The 20,645-nt window shown below is 47.0% G+C and carries 17 protein-coding genes; 6 read left to right on the top strand and 11 right to left on the bottom strand.

Translation table 11 applies throughout. The annotated features are described in order from the left end of the window. Nucleotides 1–9: 9 nt before the first annotated feature. Complete coding sequence (locus NWE92_03270) at nt 10–1,263, bottom strand: phosphopyruvate hydratase (protein ID MCW4028652.1); 1,254 nt, start codon at nt 1,261–1,263, stop codon at nt 10–12. 286 nt (nt 1,264–1,549) lie between these two features. On the opposite strand from NWE92_03270, the gene NWE92_03265 reads away from it, so the two are divergent. Next, complete coding sequence (locus NWE92_03265; protein ID MCW4028651.1) at nt 1,550–1,990, top strand: hypothetical protein; 441 nt, start codon at nt 1,550–1,552, stop codon at nt 1,988–1,990. A 10-nt stretch (nt 1,991–2,000) separates the two neighbouring features. Here NWE92_03265 and NWE92_03260 read toward each other — a convergent pair whose 3' ends face one another. The 7 genes from NWE92_03260 to NWE92_03230 all read right to left on the bottom strand — a co-directional run bounded on the left by NWE92_03260 (nt 2,001) and on the right by NWE92_03230 (nt 10,363). After that, a complete protein-coding gene (locus NWE92_03260) occupies nt 2,001–3,488 on the bottom strand; it encodes an ion transporter (GenBank protein MCW4028650.1) in 1,488 nt (495 codons plus the stop codon). Between the two features lie 119 nt (nt 3,489–3,607). After that, on the bottom strand, nt 3,608–4,735 hold the full coding sequence (locus NWE92_03255; protein ID MCW4028649.1) for a DNA topoisomerase IV subunit A: 1,128 nt from the start codon (nt 4,733–4,735) through the stop codon (nt 3,608–3,610). After that, nucleotides 4,716–6,242, bottom strand: a complete 1,527-nt coding sequence (locus tag NWE92_03250; GenBank protein MCW4028648.1) for a DNA topoisomerase VI subunit B — start codon at nt 6,240–6,242, stop codon at nt 4,716–4,718. The genes NWE92_03255 and NWE92_03250 overlap by 20 nt, the downstream gene beginning before the upstream one ends. Before the next feature lie 254 nt (nt 6,243–6,496). Next, on the bottom strand, nt 6,497–6,715 hold the full coding sequence (locus NWE92_03245) for a hypothetical protein (GenBank protein MCW4028647.1): 219 nt from the start codon (nt 6,713–6,715) through the stop codon (nt 6,497–6,499). Nucleotides 6,716–6,827: 112 nt separating this feature from the next. Next, entirely contained in the window at nt 6,828–7,280 is a 453-nt protein-coding gene (locus tag NWE92_03240; protein ID MCW4028646.1) for a response regulator, read from the bottom strand. Beyond that, the gene (locus NWE92_03235) at nt 7,273–9,990 is read right to left on the bottom strand and encodes a PAS domain S-box protein (GenBank protein MCW4028645.1); all 2,718 of its coding nucleotides are present in this window, start codon (nt 9,988–9,990) and stop codon (nt 7,273–7,275) included. Before NWE92_03235 ends, NWE92_03240 begins: the two co-directional genes overlap by 8 nt. After that, nucleotides 9,959–10,363, bottom strand: a complete 405-nt coding sequence (locus NWE92_03230) for a hypothetical protein (GenBank protein ID MCW4028644.1) — start codon at nt 10,361–10,363, stop codon at nt 9,959–9,961. The genes NWE92_03235 and NWE92_03230 overlap by 32 nt, the downstream gene beginning before the upstream one ends. Before the next feature lie 319 nt (nt 10,364–10,682). On the opposite strand from NWE92_03230, the gene smc reads away from it, so the two are divergent. The 5 genes from smc (at nt 10,683) to NWE92_03205 (ending at nt 17,364) form a co-directional block, all read left to right on the top strand. Continuing rightward, nucleotides 10,683–14,237: a chromosome segregation protein SMC gene (gene smc / locus NWE92_03225; GenBank protein ID MCW4028643.1), complete on the top strand. Its 3,555-nt coding sequence runs from the start codon at nt 10,683–10,685 to the stop codon at nt 14,235–14,237. Beyond that, nucleotides 14,237–14,944: a hypothetical protein gene (locus NWE92_03220; protein MCW4028642.1), complete on the top strand. Its 708-nt coding sequence runs from the start codon at nt 14,237–14,239 to the stop codon at nt 14,942–14,944. Before smc ends, NWE92_03220 begins: the two co-directional genes overlap by 1 nt. Then, nucleotides 14,931–15,665, top strand: a complete 735-nt coding sequence (gene scpB / locus NWE92_03215) for an SMC-Scp complex subunit ScpB (GenBank protein MCW4028641.1) — start codon at nt 14,931–14,933, stop codon at nt 15,663–15,665. Before NWE92_03220 ends, scpB begins: the two co-directional genes overlap by 14 nt. A 75-nt stretch (nt 15,666–15,740) precedes the next feature. Next, nucleotides 15,741–16,715 (top strand): LLM class F420-dependent oxidoreductase, encoded by a 975-nt coding sequence (locus NWE92_03210; protein MCW4028640.1) that lies wholly within the window; start codon nt 15,741–15,743, stop codon nt 16,713–16,715. A gap of 256 nt (nt 16,716–16,971) precedes the next feature. Next, nucleotides 16,972–17,364 carry a 30S ribosomal protein S8e gene (locus NWE92_03205; protein ID MCW4028639.1) on the top strand — a complete coding sequence of 131 codons (393 nt, stop codon included), beginning with the start codon at nt 16,972–16,974 and terminating at the stop codon, nt 17,362–17,364. 108 nt (nt 17,365–17,472) lie between these two features. On the opposite strand, the gene NWE92_03200 is transcribed toward NWE92_03205, so the two are convergent. From NWE92_03200 to NWE92_03190, 3 genes are read right to left on the bottom strand one after another with little or no spacing between them, the layout of a single operon-like run. Then, entirely contained in the window at nt 17,473–17,790 is a 318-nt protein-coding gene (locus NWE92_03200; protein MCW4028638.1) for a signal recognition particle protein Srp19, read from the bottom strand. A gap of 11 nt (nt 17,791–17,801) precedes the next feature. Further along, nucleotides 17,802–19,553 carry a glutamate--tRNA ligase gene (locus NWE92_03195; GenBank protein ID MCW4028637.1) on the bottom strand — a complete coding sequence of 584 codons (1,752 nt, stop codon included), beginning with the start codon at nt 19,551–19,553 and terminating at the stop codon, nt 17,802–17,804. Nucleotides 19,554–19,574: 21 nt separating this feature from the next. Beyond that, on the bottom strand, nt 19,575–20,645 hold the full coding sequence (locus NWE92_03190) for a polyprenyl synthetase family protein (protein ID MCW4028636.1): 1,071 nt from the start codon (nt 20,643–20,645) through the stop codon (nt 19,575–19,577).

Here is a 20,645-nt window from a genome sequence, read left to right as displayed (position 1 = left end):
ATCTTCTCTTTAGCGTATTTTTAAGTCAGCCATTTTGGCTCTATCGCCAAGGAAATGTTCAATGCGTATGAGCTCGTTAAGTTTTGCGATTCGAGCTCCTTCAACTACGCCTGTTTTGATGATGGGACACCTGTACGCGACAGCCAAATGCGCGATGTGCCAATCGGTGGTGTCGCCTGACCGGTGGGACACAACGGCGGTGTAGCCGTTACTTTGGGCTGTCTCTATTGTTTCAGCTGCATCGGTTAAAGTGCCTATCTGGTTGACTTTGATGATGATGGCGTTTCCAGCGTTAATCTTAATTCCATTATTTAACCTTTCAGTATTGGTCGTGAACAAATCGTCTCCGCAAATCAAACAATTCTTAGCCTTCTTGGTTAACTCTGCAAAACTGTCGAAGTCGTCTTCCTGAAAGGGGTCTTCAACATACGCCAAATGATACTTCTCAATAAGCGAGAGCATATATTCAAGTTGTTCGGCAGCGTCGCGTTTTTTGCCTTCATTAGCATAAACATATTTCTCTTCTTTAGGCTTCCAAAAAGAAGAAGCCGCAACATCAATGCCAAAGCCGCATTCGAAATCTAATTCGTTGCCTACTTCCTCGCATGCTTTAGCGATAATCTCAAAAGCATCGTCAGTGTCGATGTTGGCTATCCAGGCGCCTTCGTCGCTTTTGCCACCGTTAAAGCTGCTGTTTTTTTTGCGGAGTGACTCGCAGATTCTTTTGTGAATTTGAGAGTTAGCGGTCTGGGCTTCCAGAAAACTTTCCGCGCCATGAGGAAGGGCGAGGTATTCTTGGATATCGGGGGCTTTGCCATGCGCATGGGCACCGCCGCTTATGCAGTTGCCTAACGGAAAAGGCAAAGTGTTAGCTACATTGCCACCCAGAAACTGGAAGAGAAGCAAACCATGACTGTTGGCGGCTGCTTCCGCGTTAGCGAGACTGACGGCGAAGGCGGTGTTTCCGCCGATGTTTTTGAAATCGGTTGTTCCGTCGATTTCGTGAAGGGTGTTATCTATTTCTTCTTGGAAATCCGCGTTTAGCCCCGCAAGCTCGGGGGCAATCAAATCGTCCACTTTTTTTATGGCTGCATCTACGCCGCCTTGCGGATAGTAAACCACTTCAGCTTTTCCTCTGCTTTTTCCTGCAGGAGCCGCTGAACGTCCGAACCCTGCCGTGGTGATGACGTCGACTTCTATGGTTTCTTCTCCGCGGTTATTGAAAACTTTTCGTGCAATGAGGTCCTCGATAATTGATGACAAGCTCTGCTTCTACCTCAAGTGGCTATAATTTTGTCACGGTCTTATTTTAGCTTTCGGAACAGCTGACCAAACGTTACCCCGTTTGATGAGCGTCTGTAAGGATTTGATTTTGTCTGCTTAAGCAAACCTGCGGTATACAGATTTTTAGCGTGTTTTTAAGCTCAAAACGCCAATACAGACCTACCCCCCTTAGAGAATCACCGCCAACAAAAAGTATTGTTGGCATCAGTCTGCAATCACATAACCATAAGATTCGCCGAGCAATGGCAATTTTTTGGTGTCAATTTTGGAAAAAAGAGAACCTATAGTCGAAATCAAAGAAAGAATCAGCTCAGTAGTCATCAAAGACTTCAACGCGAACGGCGCAGAGATTCAACTCAATTCGGCAGGCGAAATGAAAGGAAGATACCACGGAAGCCACATGGAAACTGTTGATTCTACTTTTAAGGTGGATGGCAGTAGCAGTTGGCAAGTTAAAGCAATGGAGTACACAAAAGAAGGCGATACCATAATGATGATGGGCGCAGGGACAAGCCAAATGGTGAGGCCAATGGAAGCCACAATCATAGGCGAAGTAACCTGCATGACAAACTCGCCAAGGCTTAACTGGCTCAACGGAGCAAAAGCCGATTTGAACGGGATGATTGACTTCAAAAACGGGGAGACACACCTTAAGGTTTACCCGGCACTAGAAAAAGCCGCACCAATGACAGCGCCCGCTATGTAATTGGATGCATCTATGTTTTGAGCCAACCCAACTTGTAGAAAGTATAGACCACAAACACCATAGCTACACCGATTAAGAAGCTAACTTGCCACAAATATGCACCATAAGGTACATCCAAAAGGTTAGTGCCGATGACGCCGCTGATAGCAGAGGGAATCACCGAGATACTTGTGATGACGGCGAGAATTTTGAGTATTCGATTAGTTTCAAATGAGGTTTCATTTATGTAGAGGTCAATGATGGAGCGAAGGTTATCGATCATATCGTGGGAGAGTTCGTTAAGGTAGGATGCACCTTCCTGAAGTACCTGAAACGCTTCTTCAGAGCCGCTGTCAAACCCTTCCAGCGGTACCTTCTTGGATGTTATGACGCTAAGCATGTCTTTGAAATGGACCAAATTAGACACTAACCGAGAAACCTCCTTATCCAATTGGTAGATGCGTTCCAAGAAATCTTTAGGCAATTTGGAGCGTGGTGTGTTACCGATTTTTAATACTTCCAGTTCGATTTCACCCAAAATAGACTTGTAATCGTCAAGGCGATGTTCTAGGATCTTGTAGAGAACAGGCACCACAAAGGCATCTTTTGGCTGAGATTGCTGCACTGCACAGATAACTTGGTCAAGCAAATCTACGCTGTGACGGGAAACTGTGATTATTTTTGTGCCGTTGCATACGACGATGATGCCAGAGCGAGAAATCGTCAGGTAGCTACCTGCGCTTTCGGGGTACTGAATTTGGCCTGATTGCAGGAAAATAAAAGAGGATTTCTGAACATAGTCAATGTGAGGATAGATTTCGTCGACTAAAGCGCTTTTGAAGTGAGGTTCGGCTATACCTAAAATCTTACTTAACCGCTCAAAGCCCTCATCGGAAATATAGTGGATGTCCAACCATTCCTCATGATGCGCGTCGGTTATGTGGGTTTTTAATTCCTCCCACGTCAAGGTCGTTACGGATAACTCAGAGTCAACCTGATGAATCACAGTTTCAGGGCCTTTGACAGGATTCTCTGAGGCTATGCTATTGCCTTGACGTCTACCTGCAACCGCTCTGCCGCCAACAGCCACTGCCCTAGGCAACCGTAACAGCCGCAGCAGAAGCGACGGAGAACCTGTTATGCTTAAGCTTACCATTGGCATATACTGGGCAAAGGGCAAAACTACAATCAACAAATCTACCAGATGCCAAGGAGATTTGAAGTGCCTCCAGCGATCTGCAGCAAGAAACAGTTTTAATACGTATTCAACAACGAAGATCAAAACAATAATCCAGTCACAAATTTCAAGAAAATCCAGCACGGAAGTGTTTAGTTCTACAAAAAGGGGCACCACGATCATGGGCACTAATATGAGGGAAAGCGCCATCATGAATTTGTCTGAGAATATGGAGTCAACGATTTCTCGGAGATTCGCCCGCGGGTCCTTCTCAGGGACGTATAGGGAACGGGGTAGACTAGAGTCCTTGCTGTGTTCAGTGTCTGAGGAATGCAGGGGCATTAGGGTCTATAGCGCTTACGAGGGGTTAACTCATAAAGCATTCGCTTCAGCGGGCATTTTTAAAACAATCACGACAAGTATACAGATAGAGCCAAAAGAGCCACTTAAGGCGGCTTAGATTATTCTTTTTTCTTGCCTGTCTTTTTGGATTTGTCCTCTTTAGGTTGCTGCTCCAACTTTGTCGGCAAATACTCATCCACAATGTAGGTTAAACCGTACCGCGCGAAAGCTTCAAGTTCCGTCTTTCGCCTTAGTTTGAGGAAAGTTTTGATTTCACGTTGCCAAACGGGGTCATTTTGGTATCGGGGGTCTTTTTGCAACTCATAAAGACGCTTAATGTCTACTTCATCGAGTGGGTCAGTGGGTAGTTTGTATTCGATGATGTCGCTTGCCCAAACTCCGCTCCAAATGGCATCGGGTGTGTTTAAGTCTCGCAAGTGGGCGGCGTTTGCGGAACCTGAGATGATGACTTGGGCAATGTGCATTCCCCATGGGTCGCCGTCAGTTAATATGTAGACGGGGAGGTTGAGTTCGTCGTGGAGGCGGCGTATGAAGCTGCGGGTTTGGCGGGGTGCTTGTCCACCGCAGGCGATGAGGAGAGATTTGTGTTTGTTGTGGACGTTTTCTTCGATAAATCTGGTGAAGAGTGCGCCTTTCTCGATGGCTATAACTTTGTCCGCTGTGGTTTTAATGAAATCCGAGGAGGTTACTGCGGGCCCGATGAGCACGCCGTCGGGGTGACTGGTCAGGTTTACTGTTTTTCCTTCGTAGCCTGGAACGGTGTAGCCGATTTCGAGGTCGCCAAAGATTGCGCTGCGTTCTTCGGGGAAAATGTTGAAGTCTTCTCTTGCAAAACCTGTGAGGGTTTCAAGATCAGTGATGATGTTGTTTGATTCCTGCTGGTCCTGAAAAGTCATTTCGTAAGCTTGCGCAGAGTAGTAGACGTCTCTTAACGTGGAAGTTTTGCGTTGACTGGTAAGTTCATTGCTAAACATTGCCACCCAAGAAAGCTGCGTGAAGGGTTTTATATGCCGAATGTTTCGGGTGCTTCGACCTACGCTTTTTTCACCTAAAATATACTGGCGCAGGGTTGGGTCATAGGTGATGTTTTCGGTTGAGCGGCTGGGCATGTTAACGGTTGGGAAGACACCTTGCTCAAGCTGATTGTATACGGAGACACCGAAGTTCTTGAGTCCTTTGAGGACTTCCTGCTTTTTTTCAGCTACTTTAACTTTCTTCTGCGCCATACTTCTGTACACTCTTTAGTAATTTTTCTACGTCAGGCTTCTCGGTTTCCCCAGCTAACATAGTCGAGAACTCGGCAATTTTAGGCAAATACTTGCCAAAAATGCTCAGACGCTTCTTTTCATTATGCACATGCTCTTGTCGGGCAAGGAAATGCTGGATTTGACGAGCTACTTCACGTAACGCGTTTGCTTCTTCGCGTCGTACTTCGGGACGGTCGCTGATGAATTCTTTACCAACCGTCTTGTAAGGCACTTTAGTGCTACAAATATGCACGACGATTGCAATGGGCATGTCAGGCGAGACTTTGTAGCGTTTCCAATTCATGCTTGAGATTGCACGATAGGATACATCGCTGGCTTCGTCGTATAAGAGAGGGATTTTGTTTGCGAAACGATAGATAACAAAGTTACCTCGTTTGGGTACATTGCCGCCATATGCCATAGCCATCTCCACAATAAATGGGTGCCCCGCATACGTGGAGGGCTTGCGTTGATGCACCACAAGGTACTCAGGGTTAAGCTCCTTCATGACACCTGTCTTGAGCAGTTCTTCGCCTAATGGTGAGAGACAACTGGCGTCAGGGGGGAGAAAGTCTTTGTATTTTTTGAGGTTCTGCATTAACCTCACGATTTCCTCATGGGTGAGTTTCTTGGGATTCTTATTTGCGGGTAACCCAGCAAACTCGAGAAATTTCTGTGCAGTAATCTCACCTACGCGATGGAAATGTCCACGCAGAAAAGTAGACATGTTGGTGAATTCGGTAACTTGGATAAGCCGCTGCAACAACTCGACGTCTACACCGTATGGATGCGGCATGGTTTCTTTAGGGGGCTCCGGCATCGTGGTGGTTGCCCTTGTAAACTTGTAGAGCCTACCTTTGGGGTCAACAAAAGTTAGGTTAGCATAGGGATTCACCATAGCGGTTTGTTTGAAGTACTCAATAATTTTGGGCATTGCACGAAGGTAGTCACCTTCAAGAGTAAACTCGATAATAGTGCCACGCCATTGGTCTTTGTTGATGATGACTTTTCGGTCCAATATAATGGGTTTATTGCGTTGGATGTCTATCATCAATTTGAAACTGTAAATTTTTTCCTGCCCCGTGCTTGAAGTTACAAAGACGGGTTGATGCGTTGTAATTTGCCCGTAGAGGACCGCCATTTTGCCGCCTAAACCGAAGGTGCCTCGGGCTTGTTTGAGTTTGTATTTGCTGCCGTAGAGGACTTGACCAAACGCGGAGGGTATGAAACGTGGAGGAATCCCGCTGCCGTTGTCTTCTACGTGAAGTTTGTAGATTTGAGTATCTTTGGTGGCTTCAGCTTCAAAACTTAAGCGCACATAGATATCGGGAGGGATTTTTTGGCTCTCTGCAGCGTCAAGGCTGTTTTCGACAACTTCGCGGATGGCAACAAATATGCTGCGTGAGGGGTTGGTTAAGCCTGCGATGTCTCGGTTTCGGTAGAAAAAGTCCGATGCAGATATTTCTTCAAAGGTTGCTTGAGCCACTTGCTGCCTACTCCAATTTCCCCATGTTTGGTTTGAAGGTCTAAGTATATTTGTTGCTTGTTCTTTAAGTTAACTGCACTGTGCATTTAAAAACCTTGTTTAAAAACGTGTTCTGATACATGCCCGCATGGTTCATTTTTACACAAAAAAGTATATTTTAAGGGTCATTGAATCGTTTCAGATCATTAATTAGCATACCCCAAACAGAGCATAAGGAAGCTCAGTTACCTAAAAAGGAAACAAAAGCCTAAACTTTACCTCTGCGCAGCCTCGCGAGCTTCTCTTTGCTGCCGACGAATCTGGTTAGCAAGCGTGGTAAGGAAGATAACCGTGAAAACTAACACTCCGATACCAATCTTGTAGGTGATGCTTATGTCGAAGTAGAAAAGCGCAAAAATCGAGACAAACATCAACGCTAGAACCAATAACTCTTCAATACCACTAAAGTTCTTTAAAGCGTTACCAAAACTCATAGAGTTCACCACTAACGACTAGCTTTTCCTCATGCGCCCAATATTAACCTAATGCCATGTTTTCGATGTTTCATCAGGAGATAGAAAAGGTAAAAAAATTAAAGGTTGCCAGTTAAACGTGTTCAACTGACAGCTCTTTAACCCGGCTTTCAATAAATTCAGCCACTTTTTGTTCACTGAATTTGAGTTCGTTCTCCTGTGCCTGCAGTTGCTCCTTAACGGTGTTTAGAAGTTTATCCACATCCACAGGTTTCACGATGTAAGCATCGGCGCTTTTGTTGAGGGCAGCGATAGCATTCTGCATAGAAGGATAGCCTGTAACCATCACTTTGCGCATGCGGGGCACACTGTCCTTTAACAGTTTAAGCAGTTCAATGCCTTCCATGTCGGGTAATCGTATGTCTAGCAACGCGATGTTGTAGGTTTTTTCGTTTGAACGCTGTATAGCTTCTTTTCCAGTTCCTGCAAGATCCACTTCATAACCTTCATCTTGAAGGATCGCTTTCATGGTTGTCCGGATTGTTTCATCGTCATCTGCAACAAGAATTCTTGCTTTTTTAACCAAATACATTCACCTCCAATTCATGTTGTTGTATCGGTAAGGTTAGCGTGAAGGTTGTTCCTCGCCCTTTGACAGTTGTACAGGTTATCGTTCCCCCATGGGCCTCCACCATACGCTTGCAGATGGCTAAGCCAAAACCCATGCCCTGCGCCTTAGTAGTGAACAGGGGCACAAAGAGGTTAGACAGCACATCTTCGCTAATCCCTACACCCGTATCAGTAACTAAAATCGCTAAGGCGCCCGGAACCGTTTTGCTGCTCACCGTCACCTTTCCTCCGTTAGGCATGGCGTCTATGGCGTTTTTTAGAAGGTTCACGAAAACCCTTTTTATTTTGTCAGCATCCAGCTTTACAGTGAATTCATATGGGAGGTTGTTTTCGATTTTAACGTTAGCAGGTTTCCCCAGGATGCTTAACGATTCGTCAAGCAATTTTTTGGGAGAATAATCCTGCAGATTTAGTCGAATTTCTCTAGAGTAATCCAACAGGTCGCTTACGATTTTGTTAGAGTAGTCTACGCATTTGTCAATTGTTTCAAGCATCTCACGGTATTGGTCGGGCGGGATTTGGCTACCTTTCTTTTTCATGAAGTAAGCAGAATTTTTGATGCCTGTCAAGGGATTACGTAGGTCATGTCCCACCATGCTAGCTAATTCGCCGATAGCCGCTAAACGTTCCGACTTCACCAACTCCGCTTGAGTTCTCTTCAACTGGTCAGTTCTTTTCTGCACAAGTCCTTCAAGCTTCTGTGAGTACTCAACGCCTTGCGCCTGTTGCTGTTTGCGTTCGGTTATGTCCACTACCAATTCTAAGGCTGCGACAACGTTGCCTTCCTTGTCCTTGATGGGGGTTACAATTAATTCGACCCAGCCTGAATTAGGATTTTCAAAGTGGTAATCGTGCCGATCAATTGCTGCGCCCTCTTCAAAGATTTTTTGAACGCCACAATCGATGCAAATACCGTCGCTGTCTTTTGGAAATACCTTATAGCAGTACTCGTTTTCCACCTGGCTTTTTTTAGAAAGCTGCTTGAGCAACTGATTAGCCCATACGATTTTGTATTCACGATTAATAATGGCTAAACCCGCGTTCACGTTGGCCGCTACATTTTCAAGCATGTCGCGTTCCTGTCGGAGCGCTTCCTCCATATTTTTCCATTCTGTCACGTCGCGGATGGTTGAGAGTAGACACTGTTTACCATCTAATGTTACGGACACAATGGAGATGTCCATTGGAAAAGTGGAGCCATCTTTACGTTTTGCGTTAAGTTGGCGATGCTTCTTTGATAGAGGCTTAGCCAATATTTCTTTGAGCATTTCTTTATGAGCTTCATGCTCAGAAGAAGGCATTACCAATTCAGTGAGGCTTTTGCCTATAGCTTCATTTTCTGGGTAACTGAAGGTTTGTTCGGCTGCGGGATTCCAATAGATGACTTTATCGTTTTGGTCACTGAGAATGATAGCGTCAGTGGAGAATGTGCTGATTGCACGGAATAATTCCTCACTTTCGCGTAGTCGAGCTTCACTTTTAATCATAGCAAGTTGGGCTTTTTTGGTTTCAGTAATATCGTGACATATGCAGTTGAGGTAAGGTCTACCTGAAGAACGAAAAGCGCGGATAGTAATCAAGACGTTTCGGACATCGTCTGTTTTTGTGCGATGTTTTGTTTCAAATTGCCCGCTTCCGTCCCGAACCAGATCCATGATCAATGCTTGAAGTTCTTGCTTTGTTTTTTCGGTTTCAATGTCAGAGAGAGTTAGTTTTTCGAATTCTTCCCGCGAGTACCCCAATTGGAGGTGAGCTATATCGTTAAAATCCAAAAATGCGCCAGTTTGGGGGTCAATAACCATAACACCTAAGGGTGCTTGATTAAACAAGGCGTGATATCGTTGCTCTGCGTCCTTTAGTTTTTGTTCCCCGCGTTTTCTGCTAGTTATGTCTTTTATGATGCCTGCTGCATGCCATACGCCATTCAGATTTATCGAGGAAAGCGATAATTCAACTGGGAATTCGCTGCCATCTTTGTGTCGACCAATCAATTCAACGTTTCCCACTGTGAAGTAACCCATGCCGGTTTGTGAAAAAATCTCTACACATGTCCCGATGTTGGCGCGGGCTTCTTTACACATAGAGGCAGGCACCACTAGGTCATGCACGTTTTTGCCCAGCACTTCTTCTCGGGTGAAACCGAAGGTTTTTTCGGCTGCTGTATTCCAGTATGTGACTCGGGTTTTTTCGTCAACAAAAACAATGGCGTCTCTTAGCGAGTTACAGAGGCATTGCAGTTTTTCTTCACTAAGGGACAGCTCAGTCTGTAGCTCTTTTTGGGTTTTTGCCCTTTCGGTAACATCACGGAAAAGGCCTAAAATGAACACTTCGCCCTCGTTTTTTATGATCGTGCCTTTGACGTCTAAACAGTGCTGTTCACCGTTAGAGGCAGTTGTTTTTATTTCGTAAGGAGGGATGCTTGCTCCAGCAAACCGTTTTTTGGCGTTCGACAAAAGCAACTGTTGACATGAGCCACTCAGGAAGGGCAACTCAGTAACGTTTTTGCCAACTATTTGCTCTTTACAAACACCCCATAAACTTTCGAGTTGTTTGTTAACGTAAGCAATTTTTCCTTTGCTATCCAGTAGTGCTATGGGATCTGGAACAAGGTCAATAAGCACAGGCAAAGAATCGTTACATTTGTCGGACGCGGTGTTCTTCAGCATCAAGAATGATCTCAACCTCACCTATTTTGTGGTTGTCTTCAAGGCACAGTTTAACTAACTTTACATATTTGGTAAAAGTTAAATCAGGAACTAACCATTTTGGACCTTCCCATTTATAGGAGCAATCGATTTTTTCGTGCAAACGTTTCATTATCAGAATTTCCAGTTGCCGAGCGCCAGCACCAAAAATTTGTTCAAGCGCATTCGAGAAATCGTTGACTCTATCAGGGATATCCTCTTTAGGAATCTCGAATTTTGTTAGCAGATGATAGTATATCGCCTGTTTTGCACTCTCACCTAAAGACGAGAACGCATCGTCAATTGACCCAATTAGTATATCGTTGAAGGTTTTCTCTGACTTTTTGCTTGCCACTTTTTTGCCTCCAGCAGATGTCCTCGCACATGTGGTCTGCCGCGTCCCGAAAGATACGTTAAAGTGGAGCAATTGAAAGTAAAGGCTTATGAATTTCTAATTCTGACCGATAATTCACCCAACCCATCCAAGGACAAAAGACCACAAGATAAGCAGCAGACAAAAAGGCCTCAAGCTCAAAAAGACACGCGCTCCTTAGAGCAAAAGGCACAAATCCCAAGCACACGTATAAAAGGGAAGCATAAGGTTAAGCTTTTATACGTTTGATGATGAGAGATGTTAAAAAGAACATTGTTGCTTTCGTGAGGATTAAGACTAAATGCCCTACATCAAAAAAATCGAGGTAAAAGGCTTTAAGTCTTTTGGGCCCCAAACCATCAAGGTTAACTTAGAAAAAGGCTTCACAGCCATAACTGGGCCCAATGGAAGCGGCAAAACCAACATCATGGACGCCCTGCTCTTCTCGCTGGGAGAACTCAGCACACGCAGACTCCGCGCCGAAAACTCGGCAAAACTCATTTTCCATGGTTCTGAAAAAGCAGGGCTCGAGAAAGCTAAAATGGCAAAAGTCGTCGTCCAATTCGACAACAGCGACGGCACAATGCCAGTAGATACAACCACGGTTACGGTTTCGCGGGAGGTTTACCGCAACGGACAGAGCGTCTACCGTCTCAACGGACGCCGCATGTCGCGGTCTCACATTACTGAAACGCTTTCCATGGGCGCCATTAGCAGCATGAGCAACAACATCATCCCGCAGGGCACCATCACACGCCTAACCGACCTCACCGCGTTAGAACGGCGAAAAATCATCGAAGACCTCATCGGCATCGCGCAGTATGATTCTGAAAAGACTGAGGCAGAAGAGAAACTCCGCGCCGCCGACATATCCATCCGTACCGCGATGGGCAGAATCGACGAGGTACAAAAACGCCTCGATGACCTCGAACGTGAACGCAACCAACTGCTGCGTTTCGAATTCATCCAAAACGAAGTTAAGAAGTTCCAAGCCATAAAAATCTCAAACGACGTCACCCAGCAAAATCAAAAAATCAATGAAAGCACCACGCAAGCTCAAAAAGTCAAGGAACGAGTCGACAAACTCAAAGCAGAACGTGACCTGCGACGTAACCGACGCCACGACATTGAGGGCGAGTGGCGTAAACTCAGTGGGGAAGGCTTAGAGGCGGGTGGTTCTGAGGTTCTTAAGGTTCAGATTAAAATCGGCGAGTTAAAATCCAAACTAACAGAGCTAAACTCTAAAATCAGCGCTGGACAGGCGAGTCTGGAGAGTTTTAAACGTGTTAGAGAAAACAACGTTACCCAACATGAAACGTTGCAGAAGGAAATCAGGGAAAACCGCCTCAAAATCAGGGCGTTCCGCGCTGAACACGAAAAACTTACCGCACAGATAACAGAAAAGCAAGCCGCCCATGAAGCATTAGCCAAACAGACCACAGAGCTTTGGTCAGGTTTGGATGATAACAATCAGCAAATCCGCGCCTTAGACACCCAAATCGAAAGCCACATCAAACGCCTCGCCTATCTTCGTTCCGAGTACAAACAGGACAAAGCGGCACTACGCCTATGCAACGGCAGAATCAAAAACTTAAGTGTCCGTAAAGAAAAATTCCAAGCCAGCTTAAACGAAATCGAAAAATCATTAAGCGAGCTTGAAGCAGTCCAGCGTGACCAAAGAGCCCAACAAAAGCACCTTGAAGCAACTATCGAACGCAAAAAAATCCAAAAAGAAACCGTGCAGAAAGAAATAAGCGAGGCAGAAAAAATCGCCAGTTCCGCGAAAGACGCCGTCATCGAGTTTGCGACTCAGCGGGATTTGGCGGCAACCATTGCGGCTGAAGAGAAAGCGCTACGGGGCATTGAGGAAATGGGCGATGTCGGCGCCATATCGGGAATTCATGGTCGGCTTCGAAGCCTCATAAAAATTGACAAAAGCTACAAGAAAGCCATTGACGCTGCCGCAACAGGCTGGCTAGACGCGTTGGTTGTAAAAGACATTGATGTTGCTTTCACGTGTACTGAGTCGCTTCGGAAGATGAAGCTGGGCAGAATCAAAATTATTCCCCTCCAGGGAGTCATCAACCCCAAACATAAAGACGCTCCACGCCGAGAAGGCGTTGTAGGACCACTTTCAGCGTTTATGAAGTATGACGGCAGCTACGAGTTAGCCATCAACTACGTGTTCGGCGACACCATTGTCGTTTCTAACGATAAAGTGGGGTTCGCACTCTCAAACGAAGGTTACCGCGCCGTCACCCTCAACGGCGACGTCTACGAACCCGGAGCATTTGAAAGCGGCTACTACCGTGCCCCCATCGACTTCTCCACCATAATCCCCAGCGAAAACGCACTCAAAAGCCTCGACGAAGCTGTGCGAGCACTCCAAACCCACCTCGCTCAACGCGGCACAGACATCGCAACCATCGAAGAAGACCTCGAACATACCAAAATCGAAATTGCCCGCTTAACCGAATCCATCGCCACACTGGACCGAGAAATCATCCGAATCAGACGAGGCGTAAAACGCACTCAATTCAACATTCGGCACATTGAAAAATCGGGCGGCAAACTCGAACGGGAAGCGGCAGCCTACAAGGGCCGCATGGCAATGTACCGTAACGAACGCAATAACATTCAGGCTGACCTTAAAAAAATCCATGTCCAAATCGCCGAACTTCGACTCAAAACCGATGTTGCGCACATCCAAGAACTTGAAGTGCAGCGTGAAAAACTTGGCGAAGAAGCCAACACGCTACGGCAACGCATCGGCTCGGTGCAGACTGAGATTAACACTAATCAAGCCCAGTTTGACCACGTGCTACGCCCCGGCTACAAGAACACTAAACTGCAGGTTACCCGCATTGAGCAGCAACAAGCCAAACTGGAGAAAGAAGTCACTGACGCCATAGCCGAACGTGACGGCTTAAAACAGGAGACGGATAACCTTGAGAAGAGCCGGGTAGAGCTTTCAAACGCGGTGTTGTCGGCGCGAGAGGAATCCAAAAAGTTCACGTCCCAAATTGACTCCATCGACTCCGAATTACGAGTGCTCGACGCAGAGTATGAAAGCGCCGACAAACTCTACAATCAGTTACATGTCGCAATGGAAACAACTCAAATGCGGCTCCAAACACTCCAAGCCCAGCTTCGCCAACTCGGATATGAGCAGCCCTTGGAGGCGACTCCGCGGCAGGTGCAGGAAGCTGAAACCAGCATCCGGATGATGCAGTTTGAGATTGAACGCATCGGAGCCATCAACCAGCTTGCAAGCCAACACTATATCGACCAAATCAGCCGCTACCGCGAACTCTCCGTGCGCCTAAACGAGTTGGAACGCGAAAAACAAGCCATCGTCGCGTTTATGGATGAAATTGAAGCCAAGAAACGAAAAGTGTTCATGACTGCGTTTGAGAAAATCAATTCCACTCTCACGGTTTACTTTGAAAAAATGACGGGCGGCGGAAGCGCCACTCTTAAGCTTGAGAACCCTGAGGACCCGTTTGTGGGCGGAATCGACATGATTGTACAGTTCCCCAACAAACCCAGCATTGTCGTCAGCGGCGCCTCAGGTGGGGAACGCTCTATCTCGGCAGTTGCTTTCATCTTTTCGCTCAAAGAGTTCTCGCCAGCATCCTTCTATGTGCTTGACGAGGTGGATGCCCACTTAGACGCTTACCACACCACCAAACTCGCCGAAACCCTCCTAGAAGAAGCATCCAAAACCCAATTCATAGTCATCAGTTTACGTCCTGAAATGGTCAACAAGGCGCAGAAAGTCTACGGTGTCTATGAACGTAACGGAGTCTCCAACGTTATAACCGCCAAGTTCCCCTCGGAGGTCCCCTCAGCCTAATGGCGTCCACTTCAACGTCCCCTATGCGGCGCCCCTTCTATCTGCGACCACCCTGGAACATCCTCTTTGAAATTAGCAAACTTGAAAAACTCACGCCATGGAACGTCAACATTGCCTATCTGCTGCGCTCTTTTCTTATGGAAATGGAGAAAACCGCGCCCAACAAAGTTGATTTCCGCGCTTCAGGCGTCGCCCTTGACTCCTCAGCATTGATTTATCTTATGAAATCCAAACTACTGCTCACTTTGCAGGAGCCTCCGCCTCCACCGCCCCGCGTCCCAACCGACTTCGTCCCGCCGCCCCTCTTTTTGCCGCTTCGCCACGAATTAACCTCAACCACTATCCAGCATCTTCTCGAAGTCCTCGACGACGTCCTAAAAGGCGAAAAGCTCTTGTCACTCAACCACGCAATCGAGCAACACCCAGTTTTGCCTGCCGTTACCGATTTGTTGCCTAAATTTGACAAATTCATAGCGGAACTAGAGTTCCAAGTCGACAAACTCTACGCCCTACTTATAGAAAAAACTGGCGGTCAAGGCATAATCGATTTCACAACCCTCACCAAGGGCATGACGCGAATTGAGGCGCTTAGAACCTTTATTTACTTGTTGTTCCTTGCACAGGATGGCTTAGTTAGCCTCTGGCAGAATGATGAAACCGAGGAACTCTACATAGCTGTGGGGAAACTAAACGTTGGAAAACCCTAAAAACCAAACAACAGAACCAAACCAAACTCCTGAGCCCCTAAAAACTAAAGAGGCAACTGAGACGACTGCCCCCGAGGTTGAAGAAGCACAGGAGAGTCCAGCGCAAGCTGGCCAGCGTAAAACCCGCGCCCTTGCCCTTTTGGAGGCTGCCCTCTACATTGCAGGTCGCCCCCTAAACATCAACGAGTTGGGTCAAGTTTTAAACAGCCGCTCTAAAAAGAGAGTCGAAACTTACGTAGAAGAACTCATCAAAGAATACCAAAACAGCCGTGCACTCGAAATCATTGCGCTAAAAGATGAACGTTACGTACTTCAAGTCAAAGCCGAATTCACCCCGCTTATCAAGAAGCTGGTGAATCGACCTTTGCTCTCGTCGGGTCCCCTCAAAACCCTCAGCTACATCGCCTATCGCCAACCTATTACTCAGAAACGTGTCATCCAAGTCCGCGGTCAACACGCGTATGGACACGTCAAAATGCTCAAAGACATGGGGTTAATTGTGACGGAACGTAGTGGACGCTCCTTGGCTCTGAAGACTACGGATTACTTCGCGGATTACTTTGGATTAACACAAGACATGACGACGCTTAAACGGGACTTGCGCAAGGTTTTCGGCGACGCCATCAAAGAAGACGCGGCAGAACGACAAAGAAAAGAAACAGAAGAAGAAAAACAGGCAACACAGGATGTAGACGCACAGCCAGAAAACCCAGATACATAGGGCAAACAATTTCTTATCTTTACGGGTTTATTGGGTTCATAAAAATTAATTAACCCTATCAAGAAAGGGACATGTATGTCAAAACTAAAATTCGGTCTCCAACACCCCTGCTTCACCTATGATGGAGTAGGAAACTCCATCTTTGAAACTGTCAAAGAAAGAGCGCAATACGCGGAGAAACATGGTTTTGACGGCTTCTTCGTAATGGACCACTTCCTCCAGATACCGTATGTGGGCAACATAGACGAACCAATACTTGAAGCTTGGACAACGATTTCTGGGTTAACGCAGGTAACAAGCAAAATCAAACTCGGAACATTGGTAACGGGCAATATTTACCGTAATCCCGCCTTACTCGCCAAAATGGCGGCAAACGTTGATTTGATGAGTAACGGAAGACTAATTTTAGGCATAGGCGCAGGCTGGTTTGAACCAGAAGCCAACGCCTACGACATACCCTTCTTAACCATTCTAGAACGCGGCAAACGACTTGAGGAGTCAGTTCAAATCATAAAAGGCATGTGGACAAACCCCAAAGGCTTCACCTTCCATGGCAACTATTACAAAGTAAACAACGCCCTCTGCCTACCAGAACCAATCCAAAAACCCCATCCACCCATAATGATTGGCGGAGGCGGAGAAAAACAAACGCTACGGATTGTCGCCAAATATGCTGATGCCTGCAACCTTTTCGGGGGACCCAAAGCAATCAAAGATAAACTTGAAGTGCTAAAGAAGCATTGCAACGACGTAGGTCGCGATTATGACGAAATATTGAAGACCACTCTTGCTACCGTGGTAATCGCTGAAAACAAAGAGGACTTAAACAGCGCCTTAGCTGAGTTTCGGGAACCAGAGGTTAGTGATGAGGAGCTAGACGAAATGGTCCTCTACGGAACCCCTGACGAGGTAGCGGTGAAGATAGAGAAACTCATGCAAACGGGCATACAATATCTAATCGTCAACTTTAGAGGACACTTAGACAACAAAAACAGCGAGGCAGACTCGTTAAAGTTATTCGCCGAAAAAGTTGTCACCAAATTCCAGTGAAAAAAGTTTAATGCCGCAAAGAAGCAGCCAAGGCATTCAGAAAACCTACAGAAACCTAAGAGGGGTAGGACACTATTGGCTGAAAACAAGCCCCATTAACATGTTGAAAACCAGTAGAAATCCCCGATACAAATTAGGACGGGGGATGGGTCTTTGAGGTGTCTGCCTTTGCTGCCTTGAATAATGCACTCGTAATGGATAGATTTATATGGAAATCCAGAGTTTTAGTGACTGCACAATCTAGGAAAGTTGAGATATGTCCACTCACAGCAGCTTACGTAAAAGGAAACTTACAGGCGGTAAAAAACGCGTTTACCGTAGCAAGAAAAAGTACGAAGCAGGCGGATACCCAGCAGAAACCCTCCTCGGTGAACCCCGCCGCAAAAGCACCCGCGGAATCGGCGGCAACATGAAAACCAAGGTTCTCAGCGACAAAATTGCCTCCGTTACCGACCCTAAAAGCGGTAAAACAGAGAAAAGCGCAATCACCCGCGTAGTACGCAATGACGCAAACGTTGACTTTAACCGCCGAGGTGTCATCACCAAAGGCGCAGAAATCGAAACCGAACTCGGCTTAGCGAGAGTTACCAGCCGACCAGGCAACGATGGCGTCGTCAACGCGGTTCTAATCAGCAAAGAAAAAGCATAATTTTTTTCTTTCTTTTATTTTGTTAGTTTCTCAGTAAGTAGCACATTTTCTGGTCAAATACAATTTTTAAAACTAAGCAGGACCCATACGGAGCCGAAAATTAAGTAGTTAACGTTTGGTTGGTTGTTGCGACTGCTGCTGATTTTTAATTTTTATCAGTTGTTTGGCGAATTTTTTGATTAGTGCTTCTTTGGCTTCCTTCTTTTCCACAATGAGCATGCCTGTTTTTGCCCAGTGATATTTGGGGTGATGCGCTTCAAGGTTGATTTCGTGCGCTAAACCCATCTTGGTGGCGGCTTCCTGGAGCTCAGTGATTTTAGGTGACTGCACCGCTTGGGCTTTGGGGACGCGGCGTCCTTCCTCGCGGGACCTGTTAACGTCGAAGTAGACAGGCCAGATTATGACTTGACCGTCAAGTTTGCGCATGTTTAGTTCTCCTATTTTTGGGCGTAATAGACGACTAGTTTGTCGGCGACTTCGTTTACGCGGACAAAGCCGTACCTCTCAAACTGTATGATGGCGTCTGGCTTTAACTTTTTGCAGGCTGCCTCCGCAAATCCTCCCACAACCGTTGCATCCTGCTGGACGACTTCGGCAGGGTACTGGGTGCCTTGGGGTATCCACTGGATAAGCTGCACCTTGATTTTTCGGACATCCTCGTAAGATTCGCTGGCATACGCAGCAGTGACGCAGTTGGCTGTGACGTTTTGGATTTTGATGTTGAAGAGTTCCATTAGTCGTATGGTTTGGTCGGTCTGCATGGCTTGGGCGTCTTTTTGGGTAATCCAAAAGCTTGCAGCCCCCTCATCACCACATGGCGCGACGGTATATTCTCGGATGCCGCGTTCGAGGTGCTCGGGGTGCAGGGGCAATTTGGCGTGGAAGGTTTTGGGTAAACCTATGACTTTGAGTTCGACGGGGTCGGCTACGAAGAAGTAGCGGTCGCTTGAGGCGTCGAGTATTTTGCGGTTATGCGAGTAAAGGTTCTCCCAACTCAGGGTGACATCGTTGGGTTTTACACCGACTTCAACTATCATTTTTTTGATAGCTTCCGCAGTGATGCCTCGTTTTTTGAGTGCTGCAAAGGTGCCGAGGCGTGGGTCATCGAAATCTGCATAGTCGCCTTCTTTGATGCCTGCGACAATCTTGGATTTGGAGAGTGCGGCACCGGTGATTTTTAGTCTGCCGTAGTGGATGGCTTCGGGGTATTCCCAGCCGAGATACTTGTACATGTATTTCTGGCGGACCATGTTGGTGTAATGTTCTTTTCCCCGGATTATATGCGTCATGCCCAGAAGGTGGTCATCTATGCCTGCGGCGAGGTTGTAGAGGGGCCACAGGAAATATTTGCTGCCTACCCGCGGATGAGGATACTTTTTAGTGTCGATTATGCGTAGGGCTGGCCAGTCGCGGATGGCGGGGTTAGGGTGATCCAACTCGGTTTTGACGCGGACAACAGCTTGGCCTTCTTGGTAGCCGCCAGCAAGCATCTTGTGCCAGCGTTCCAGTTGGTCTGCGGGGGATATGTTGCGGCAGGGGCAAGCTTCTTTTGCCAGCGTCGTTTTGCGGAACTCTTCAGGTGTGCATTCGCAGACGTAGGCGTTGCCGTCGGCGACCATTTTTTCGACGTAGCCGTAGTAGATTTCTAGGCGGTCGCTTTGGATGTATTCTTCGTCCCATTGGCATCCGAGCCATTTGAGGTCGTTGCGGATGCTTTCGTAGTATTTGAGGGCGGGCTTCTTGGTTTTTGGGTCGGTGTCTTCGAAGCGTAGGATGAATTTGCCGTTGTACATGCGGGCGTACTCGTGACTGAGCACGATTGCGCGCGCGGAGCCTAAGTGCAACACGCAGTCCGGGTTAGGTGAGAAACGGGTGACGATAACCTTGTATTTGTCAGCGTTAGGCAGGGGCGGCAGCTTTTTTTCCTCGGCTTCATGTTTCTTTTGAGTTTCAGGCCAATTCTTCTCCACAATCGCCTTCTGCTCAGCCAAAGATAAACCGTTAACTTCCGCAACAACCTCACCTATAACGGCCGAGAGTTCTTTAACGCGGCTACGCAACTCGGCTTTCTCGCCCAGAACCTTGCCGACCATAGCGCCAGCCTGCGCTTTCCCATCATGCCCCACCGCGTTTAGGAGGGCTGCTTTGCGGATAAACTCACGTAATTCAGAGTCAGTTTGAAGTGCCAAAGTCTCTACGCTCGCCAAACCTTACTTGTTGCGCTTTATCAAGAATTCGGCGAACGCTTTTAATTTTTCCTTAGCCTCGGGCGTGGGCAAGAGTTTTTCGGCTTCCGCCCAGCTTTCCGCAACCATATTTTCAGCGGTCGCTTTTACATGGTCCATTGCTCCGTACTTTTGCATGATGGCGATGGCTTCGTCGCGTAGGGTTTGGTCGCTGGTGTGCATGCCCAAGATTTCGAGCAGTCGCGCCTTATCTTTTGCAGAAGCAACTTTTAGGGTGTAAATGACCAAAAGTGACCGTTTGCCTTCGGTTATGTCTCCACCGACGCAGCCTTTGCTTTTGGCGAATTCTGCTCCCGTTAAATCCAAAATGTCATCTTGCATCTGGAAAGCGACGCCTATGCTTTCGGCGAATCGACCTAATTTCTCGACGAGGGCGGGTTTGGCTTCTGCAAGCACCGCAGCCATTTTCGCCGCCATCCTTGCCAACGTACCAGTTTTGTAAGCGCACATTTGCAGATAATCAGCTTCAGCAAGGTCATCTGCGTTAGCTATACCGCGGTGCCATGCAATATCCATAGCTTGACCCATGCTGAGGTTAATCATCTCCTGCACATACACCTCATACACGTCGCGCTGCATTTCCGCAGAAAGCTTGTTTCGGTTAGCCATTATGGGCAGCAGCGGTAGGTAGTACATTGCGTTGCCTGCGTTCACCGAAATGTCAAGACCGAAAAGTTTGTAGGTGCAGGGCTTGCCTCGGCGCACCTCGGATGAGTCCTCTATGTCATCGATGACGAGGGTTCCATTGTGGATAACTTCAGGTATGACGGAGAAGTCTAAGCAGTAATCTGCCGTTTTACCCAAAGCTTCACAAATTAACAGAAACAGCGCGGGTCGCCAACGTTTGCCTCCGCGGTCCAGCATATCCCAGATGGGTTCGGCAATTGCTTTGTCCATTGGTTCGATGGTGTAGCTGTACATGGGCGGGGTTACTTTGAAGAGAACCGCGTCTTTGCTGAATTGTCGGGGAATATATTTTTCGATGGCTTTGTCGATTAAGGGAGCATTCTCTTCCAGAAACTTTTCAACATTCAC

The organism is Candidatus Bathyarchaeota archaeon (assembly GCA_026014745.1).
In the GTDB taxonomy this organism is placed as follows: domain Archaea; phylum Thermoproteota; class Bathyarchaeia; order Bathyarchaeales; family Bathycorpusculaceae; genus Bathycorpusculum.
The sequence above is the reverse complement of the archived record's forward strand: the minus strand, read 5'-3'. Positions and strand labels throughout refer to the sequence as shown.